Raw genomic sequence first — 6000 nt, 5'->3', positions numbered from 1 at the left:
ACCCGCCCCCAACCGGGGCTACCTCCTACTGGTTCTTTTTGTCGGGCGGTCCCGGCGGTTCCCCACCCCCCCGCACCCACCCCCACGGGCCCCCCCCCCCCCCCCCCGGGGGGGGGGCCCGCTCCCCTGCCTGCCGGTGCCGCCCAACGCACCGGCCTGCGGCTGCCTAGCCGGCGGCCGTCACCCCCCGGCCGGCAGCGCGTCGCGGAACCGCCGTCGGCCAGTTGGCCAGGCCCGCCGTCGCCCCGTACCAGGACACGGCGCCCGCGACCGCCGCCACCCAGCCGCCGGCCTTCGCGAGGCCGTCGTTGGTGGCGAAGTCGGCGATCGCGAGGAGCACCAGGGAGACGAACAGCAGGGCGTAGGAGCCCTGCCGGATGGGTCCGTAGCCCGCCGAGCCCGCCGCCAGGCTCAGCGCGAGGAGCCCGAACAGGAGCAGGAACAGGCCTGCCGCGTTGGTCGAGAACTTGGAGTCCGCGCCGCTCGCCCAGGTGAACCAGAAGGCGCCCAGGCCCGCGAACGCGGTACCCGTGAAGGCGTCCTGGTCACGGAACGCGACGATCCCGAGGACGAACAGGCCGATACCGCCGACATAGGTCGCGATCGACACGGCGTCCGCCACGGTGACGCCGTCGACGACCTTGGTGGTGCCGAGGCCGAAGGCGAGCAGGGTGAGTCCGAGTGCGAGGTGGCCGAGAGTGGAAGTGATGCTTCCCGCGGGGGCTTCGTGGTCCACGGCGGGCTCCCTTCATGTGCAGTTGTGCTGCAGTCGTGCTGCTTCCCAGCGACCCTTATGTACCCTTCACAAGGGCACAATCCACCCCCTACCGGAGGGTAGATTCGCCCTGGAACAAAGGAAGTTGACGGCGTCTCAGCAGGGACAACAAACGGACACGGACGGGTTACGGGATCCGGGTCACGGAATGACGACCACGGGGCGCTGGGCGCGCCGCGCCAGACGTCCGGCGACCGAGCCGAAGATCCGGCCGACGATGCCGTGCGTGGAGCCGACGACGATCGCGTCCGCCGCGTACTCGCGCCCGACTTCTTCAAGTTCGTGGCAGATGTCCCCACCGCGCTCGACCAGGATCCAGGAGACCTCGGCGAGATAGTCCGCGCAGGCGAGCTCCAGGCCGAGCACTTCCGTACGGTGATCCGGCACGTCCACGAAGACCGGCGGCTCACAGCCCGCCCACACGGTGGTGGGCAGCCGGTTGGCGACATGCACGATGATCAGACCGGAACCGGAGCGTCTGGCCATGCCGATGGCGTACGCGAGGGCGCGCTCGCTCGACGTGGAGCCGTCGAAACCGACCACCACTCCATGCCGGAAGGCGGGGTCACAGGACAGACGTGGCTCTTCTGCCGCCTGGAGGTCCGACGTCGGGTCGGCTACCTGCTTGCGGTCCGCGGGTTCGGGGAATTCTTGACCGGCCATGGGTGTCTCGGCGTTTGGATCCTCATGGGAGGGCGACAGTTGGCGGCGGAGCTGTGTCCGGGAATCATCTTCCCAAGCCCATACCCCCAAGGGTACGGCGACACTCCTCTCCTGCCCAGAGCCGCCGATGCTGCACGGCGTTCCCCGGAGCATGCACGAGCCCGCCCCGGATGGCAATGGCCGATGGCCGGTACAGAGGTCCCTTCTTCATCATTCTGTGCACGTTCGATCCACTTCGGTGACATCCCGGCTGTGCTCCGGCTGTGGCCCCACTGTGTACGCGCAGTGACCGGAACGCGTACCCGCCCGTTAGAGACGCAGCCGTTCCGACGCTGTTCCGACCCCCAGGGAGTCCATGCCCGTGCCCGCCCCGCCGTTCACCCAGGACGCCTCCCAGCCCACTCCGCCCGGCGGCTCCCCCCGGGCCGCGTACGCCCGCCGGGGGCCCGGCGCACCCGCGCACGCCGGACGGCCGCCGCGCGCCGAGGGGAGTGCGAACGGGGGCGCGCACCGCGTGCGGGCGCCCGCCGCAGTTGCCGGGGACCGTGCGGGCGACGTCGTGCGCTGGGCGGCGTTCAGCTGCGTCCTGGTGCCCGTGGTGCTCGTCGTCTACGGTTCCTCGTTCGCCGGGGCGGCCGGCTCGGCGCTCGGACTCGCGGCGGTCACCGCGGTCTGCCGGCTGCTGCTGCGGCAGTCCGAGCGGGCGGCCGCGCGGCCGGGGCCCGGCCGGCACCGGCGCAAGCGGGCAAACGGCGAAAGTTCGCCGTTGGACTGACGCGTTCGCACACACGGACCCGTATGTTTTCAGCCAACTTCCCCTCCCCCCTCTGCCCTGCCCGAAATGGCCTGCCAACCCCCTTGCCACCAGCGGAAAACGGGCAGGGGTGGCGGCTTTGGCCATACGGGTACGGGCCATGCATGCGACGCCCACTTCCCTACGGGCGCCCCGGATGAAACCCTTCGTGATCGAACGCTTCGCGCCAAGTTGCCAAGTCGACATAGCGCTGAGTACCGGACTTGTCACGCCGACGCCACAGAACGCAGTAGATTCGATCATGCGTATCGAAGGCTGGGGGACTCGTGCGAAACCAAGGGGAAAAGTGCAGGAGCGACAAGCCCGACAAGAACGGGGAGCCGCGAACACCGAGGGGGGCTTAGCAAAATGAGCCAGGACTCCGCTGCCGCATCACCGGAGGCCACAAGGAAGCTCGCCGGCCGTCGACGCCGGGAAGTCGTAGCCGTACTGCTGTTCAGTGGCGGCCCCATCTTCGAGAGCTCCATTCCGCTCTCCGTGTTCGGGATCGACAGGCAGGACGCGGGCGTACCCCGCTACCGCCTGCTGGTCTGTGCCGGAGAGGAGGGCCCCCTGCGGACCACAGGCGGGCTCGAACTGACCGCGCCCTATGGGCTGGAGGCCATCAACCGGGCCGGCACCGTGGTGGTGCCCGCCTGGCGGTCCATCACCTCGCCGCCACCGGCGGCCGCGCTCGACGCACTGCGCCGGGCGCACGAAGAAGGGGCCCGCATCGTGGGCCTCTGCACCGGGGCGTTCGTCCTCGCCGCCGCCGGGCTGCTCGACGGCCGCCCGGCGACCACGCACTGGATGTACGCGCCGACGCTCGCCAAGCGCTATCCGTCGGTCCATGTGGACCCGCGGGAGCTGTTCGTCGACGACGGGGACGTCCTCACGTCGGCGGGCACGGCGGCCGGAATCGATCTCTGTCTGCACATAGTGCGGACCGACCACGGCAGCGATGCCGCCGGAGCCCTCGCGCGCCGGCTCGTCGTCCCGCCGCGGCGCAGTGGCGGCCAGGAGCGCTATCTGGACAGGTCTTTACCCGAGGAGATCGGGTCCGACCCGCTGGCCGAGGTCGTGTCCTGGGCGCTGGAGCACCTCCACGAGCAGTTCGACGTGGAGACCCTCGCCGCTCGCGCGTACATGTCACGCCGTACGTTCGACCGGCGGTTCCGCTCGCTGACCGGATCGGCCCCGCTCCAGTGGCTGATCACCCAGCGGGTACTCCAGGCCCAGCGTCTCCTGGAGACGTCGGACTACTCGGTCGACGAGGTCGCGGGCCGCTGCGGCTTCCGCTCGCCGGTCGCGCTGCGCGGGCACTTCCGCCGCCAGCTCGGCTCGTCCCCGGCGTCCTACCGGGCGGCGTACCGGGCGCGCCGGCCGCAGGCGGAGCCGTCCGGAGGTCCGCCGACCCTGGAGACGGTGCCGCCGCAGTCCCTGCCGCAGTCCCGGCGCACGGCGGCGGCGAGCGCCATGGTCGGTCCGGCGGCGATCTCGCACGCGCCGCCGCCTGACCCGGGCAAGTCCGTCTCGGAGCTCTACGCCACCGGTTATATGCGTCCGAGTCTGCCGGGGCAGCGGAGCGGCCCCGTAGGCTGAGGCGCATGAACGACCGCATGGTGTGGATCGACTGCGAGATGACCGGGCTCTCGCTGGCGGACGACGCACTTATCGAGGTGGCCGCCCTGGTCACCGACTCGGAACTGAACGTGCTCGGTGAAGGGGTGGACATCGTGATCCGTCCCCCGGACGCCGCGCTGGAGACCATGCCGGAGGTGGTGCGCGACATGCACACCGCCTCCGGGCTCCTCGACGAGCTGGCCGGCGGCACCACGCTGGCCGACGCCGAGGCGCAGGTCCTGGCGTATGTCCGCGAGCATGTGAAGGAGCCGGGCAAGGCACCGCTGTGCGGAAACTCGGTCGGCACCGACCGCGGCTTCCTGTCGCGCGACATGCAGGCCCTGGAGGAGTACCTCCACTACCGGATCGTGGACGTCTCCTCGGTGAAGGAGCTCGCCCGCCGCTGGTACCCGAGGGCGTACTTCAACAGTCCGGACAAGAACGGCAACCACCGCGCGCTCGCGGACATCCGTGAATCCATCGCGGAGCTCCGCTACTACCGCGAGGCGATCTTCGTCGCCCAGCCGGGCCCGGACTCGGACACGGCGAAGTCGATCGCGGCCAAGCACGTCCTGCCTGCGGAATAACCCTTCGGGCGATCTCCGCGGGCGCCCCGGGAGGGGGCCGCGAAACATGTGCGCGAGCACCCTCCCGGACCCTGTACACTTTTTCTCGGCCGGTAGGAAAGCCCCCAGGGGCCTTCCAAGACCACAACAGTCCGGTCACGCATGGTGGGTATAGCTCAGCTGGTAGAGCACCTGGTTGTGGTCCAGGATGTCGCGGGTTCGAGTCCCGTTACTCACCCTGATCGGGAAGGCCCGGTCCGCTTCGGCGGACCGGGCCTTCTTCGTCGTACGCGGTCGTACGCGCGGCGCGCGCCGGCGTCAGGTCGACGCCCGGACGATCAACTCCGTCGGAAGCACCAGCCGCGGGCGGGACGGCTCGCCCGCCGCGATCTGGGCCAGCAGCAGCTCCGTCATCGCCCGGCCCATCTCCTCGATCGGCTGGCGCACGCTGGTGAGCGGCGGCTCCATGTGGCGGGCGATCGCCGAGTCGTCGAAGCCGACCAGGGAGACGTCCTCGGGGACCCGGCGGCCGCGCTCGCGCAGCACCTGCCGGGCGCCGGACGCCATCACGTCCGAGGCCGCGAAGACCGCGTCCACCTCCGGGGCCCGGCCCAGCAGATCGGCCATCGCCCGGCGGCCGCCCTCCTCGGTGAAGTCCGCCGGGGATATCAGGTGCGCGGCGGCGGGCAGCCCGGCCTCGGCGAGGGCGGCCCGGTAGCCGTCGAGGCGGCGGCGCGCCCCGTACACGTCCAGGGGGCCGGTGATCGTGGCTATCGAACGGCGCCCGCGCGCCACCAGGTGGGCCACGGCCGCCCGCGCCCCCGCGAAGTTGTCCGAGTCCACCGAGGCCAGCGGCTCGTCCTCGGAGCGCGGGCCGCTGATCACCACCGGCATGTCCAGCTGCTCCAGGAGCTCGGGCAGCGGGTCGTCCGCGTGCACGCCCACCAGCAGGACGCCGTCGACCCGATGGCCCGTCAGATACTGGGCGAGCCGGCGGCGCTCCCGGTCGCTGCCCACCAGGGTCAGCAGAAGCTGCATCTCCGTCTCCGCGAGCGCCTGGCCGACGCCCCGGACGACCTCCGAGAAGTACGGCTCCGCGAAGAAGCGCGTCTCCGTCTCGGGGACGACCAGGGCGATCGCGTCCGTACGGTTGGCGGCCAGGGCGCGGGCCGCGCGGTTGGGGACGTAGCCGAGCTCGGCCACCGCCGCCTCCACGGCCGCCCGGGTACGGTCGCTGACCCGGGGCGAGCCGTTGATCACCCGCGACACCGTGCCCCGGCCGACCCCGGCCCGCGCCGCCACCTCTTCAAGGGTGGGCCGCCCGGCCCCGCGGCCCCGGACCGTGTGAGCTGCTCTCATGCCTGCCTCCCCGTCTCGCCGCACATCGCGGAACTCGGGTGAAAACTAACAGCCGGACCTCGGTTGCGGACTGTCTTTGCCCGCTCCCTTGACACCCTCCCGGACAGTCGCCACCCTTCAACACATCACGACTGGGAGCGCTCCCAACCCTAGGTATCCGTACACCTTCCGCACCATCCCCCACTGCACGACTGACCGTCAATCGCTCTGCACGGCAAGCC

The 6000-nt window shown here is 71.1% G+C and carries 6 protein-coding genes and 1 tRNA gene; 4 read left to right on the top strand and 3 right to left on the bottom strand.

Going from position 1 to position 6000, the window contains the following annotated elements; genetic code table 11:
- Nucleotides 1-166 precede the first annotated feature (166 nt).
- A complete protein-coding gene (locus tag ACFWA7_RS31180) occupies nt 167-736 on the bottom strand; it encodes a GPR1/FUN34/YaaH family transporter (protein ID WP_385549375.1) in 570 nt (189 codons plus the stop codon).
- A 180-nt stretch (nt 737-916) separates the two neighbouring features.
- Nucleotides 917-1438, bottom strand: coding sequence for a universal stress protein (locus tag ACFWA7_RS31175; RefSeq protein WP_067159339.1), 522 nt, complete (start codon nt 1436-1438; stop codon nt 917-919).
- Nucleotides 1439-1952: 514 nt separating this feature from the next.
- On the opposite strand from ACFWA7_RS31175, the gene ACFWA7_RS31170 reads away from it, so the two are divergent.
- The 4 genes from ACFWA7_RS31170 (at nt 1953) to ACFWA7_RS31155 (ending at nt 4658) form a co-directional block, all read left to right on the top strand.
- Nucleotides 1953-2213 carry a hypothetical protein gene (locus ACFWA7_RS31170; protein ID WP_385549372.1) on the top strand — a complete coding sequence of 87 codons (261 nt, stop codon included), beginning with the start codon at nt 1953-1955 and terminating at the stop codon, nt 2211-2213.
- A gap of 387 nt (nt 2214-2600) precedes the next feature.
- Entirely contained in the window at nt 2601-3833 is a 1233-nt protein-coding gene (locus ACFWA7_RS31165) for a helix-turn-helix domain-containing protein (protein WP_385826452.1), read from the top strand.
- A 5-nt stretch (nt 3834-3838) separates the two neighbouring features.
- Nucleotides 3839-4441, top strand: coding sequence for an oligoribonuclease (gene orn, locus ACFWA7_RS31160; protein WP_385549369.1), 603 nt, complete (start codon nt 3839-3841; stop codon nt 4439-4441).
- 144 nt (nt 4442-4585) lie between these two features.
- Nucleotides 4586-4658, top strand: a tRNA-His gene (locus tag ACFWA7_RS31155).
- An 80-nt stretch (nt 4659-4738) separates the two neighbouring features.
- Here the strand turns inward: ACFWA7_RS31155 and ACFWA7_RS31150 are convergent.
- The gene (locus tag ACFWA7_RS31150; protein WP_385826451.1) at nt 4739-5779 is read right to left on the bottom strand and encodes a LacI family DNA-binding transcriptional regulator; all 1041 of its coding nucleotides are present in this window, start codon (nt 5777-5779) and stop codon (nt 4739-4741) included.
- Nucleotides 5780-6000 lie beyond the last annotated feature (221 nt).

Source organism: Streptomyces sp. NPDC059994 (genome assembly GCF_042737755.1).
Lineage (GTDB): Bacteria > Actinomycetota > Actinomycetes > Streptomycetales > Streptomycetaceae > Streptomyces.
The sequence above is the reverse complement of the archived record's forward strand: the minus strand, read 5'-3'. Positions and strand labels throughout refer to the sequence as shown.

Excerpts from the sequence above, each read along its gene's own strand:
- ACFWA7_RS31175 (WP_067159339.1), bottom strand. The coding sequence starts at position 1,438 with ATGGCCGGTCAAGAATTCCCCGAACCCGCGGACCGCAAGCAGGTAGCC.
- ACFWA7_RS31165 (WP_385826452.1), top strand. The coding sequence starts at position 2,601 with ATGAGCCAGGACTCCGCTGCCGCATCACCGGAGGCCACAAGGAAGCTC.
- orn (WP_385549369.1), top strand. The coding sequence starts at position 3,839 with ATGAACGACCGCATGGTGTGGATCGACTGCGAGATGACCGGGCTCTCG.
- ACFWA7_RS31150 (WP_385826451.1), bottom strand. The coding sequence starts at position 5,779 with ATGAGAGCAGCTCACACGGTCCGGGGCCGCGGGGCCGGGCGGCCCACC.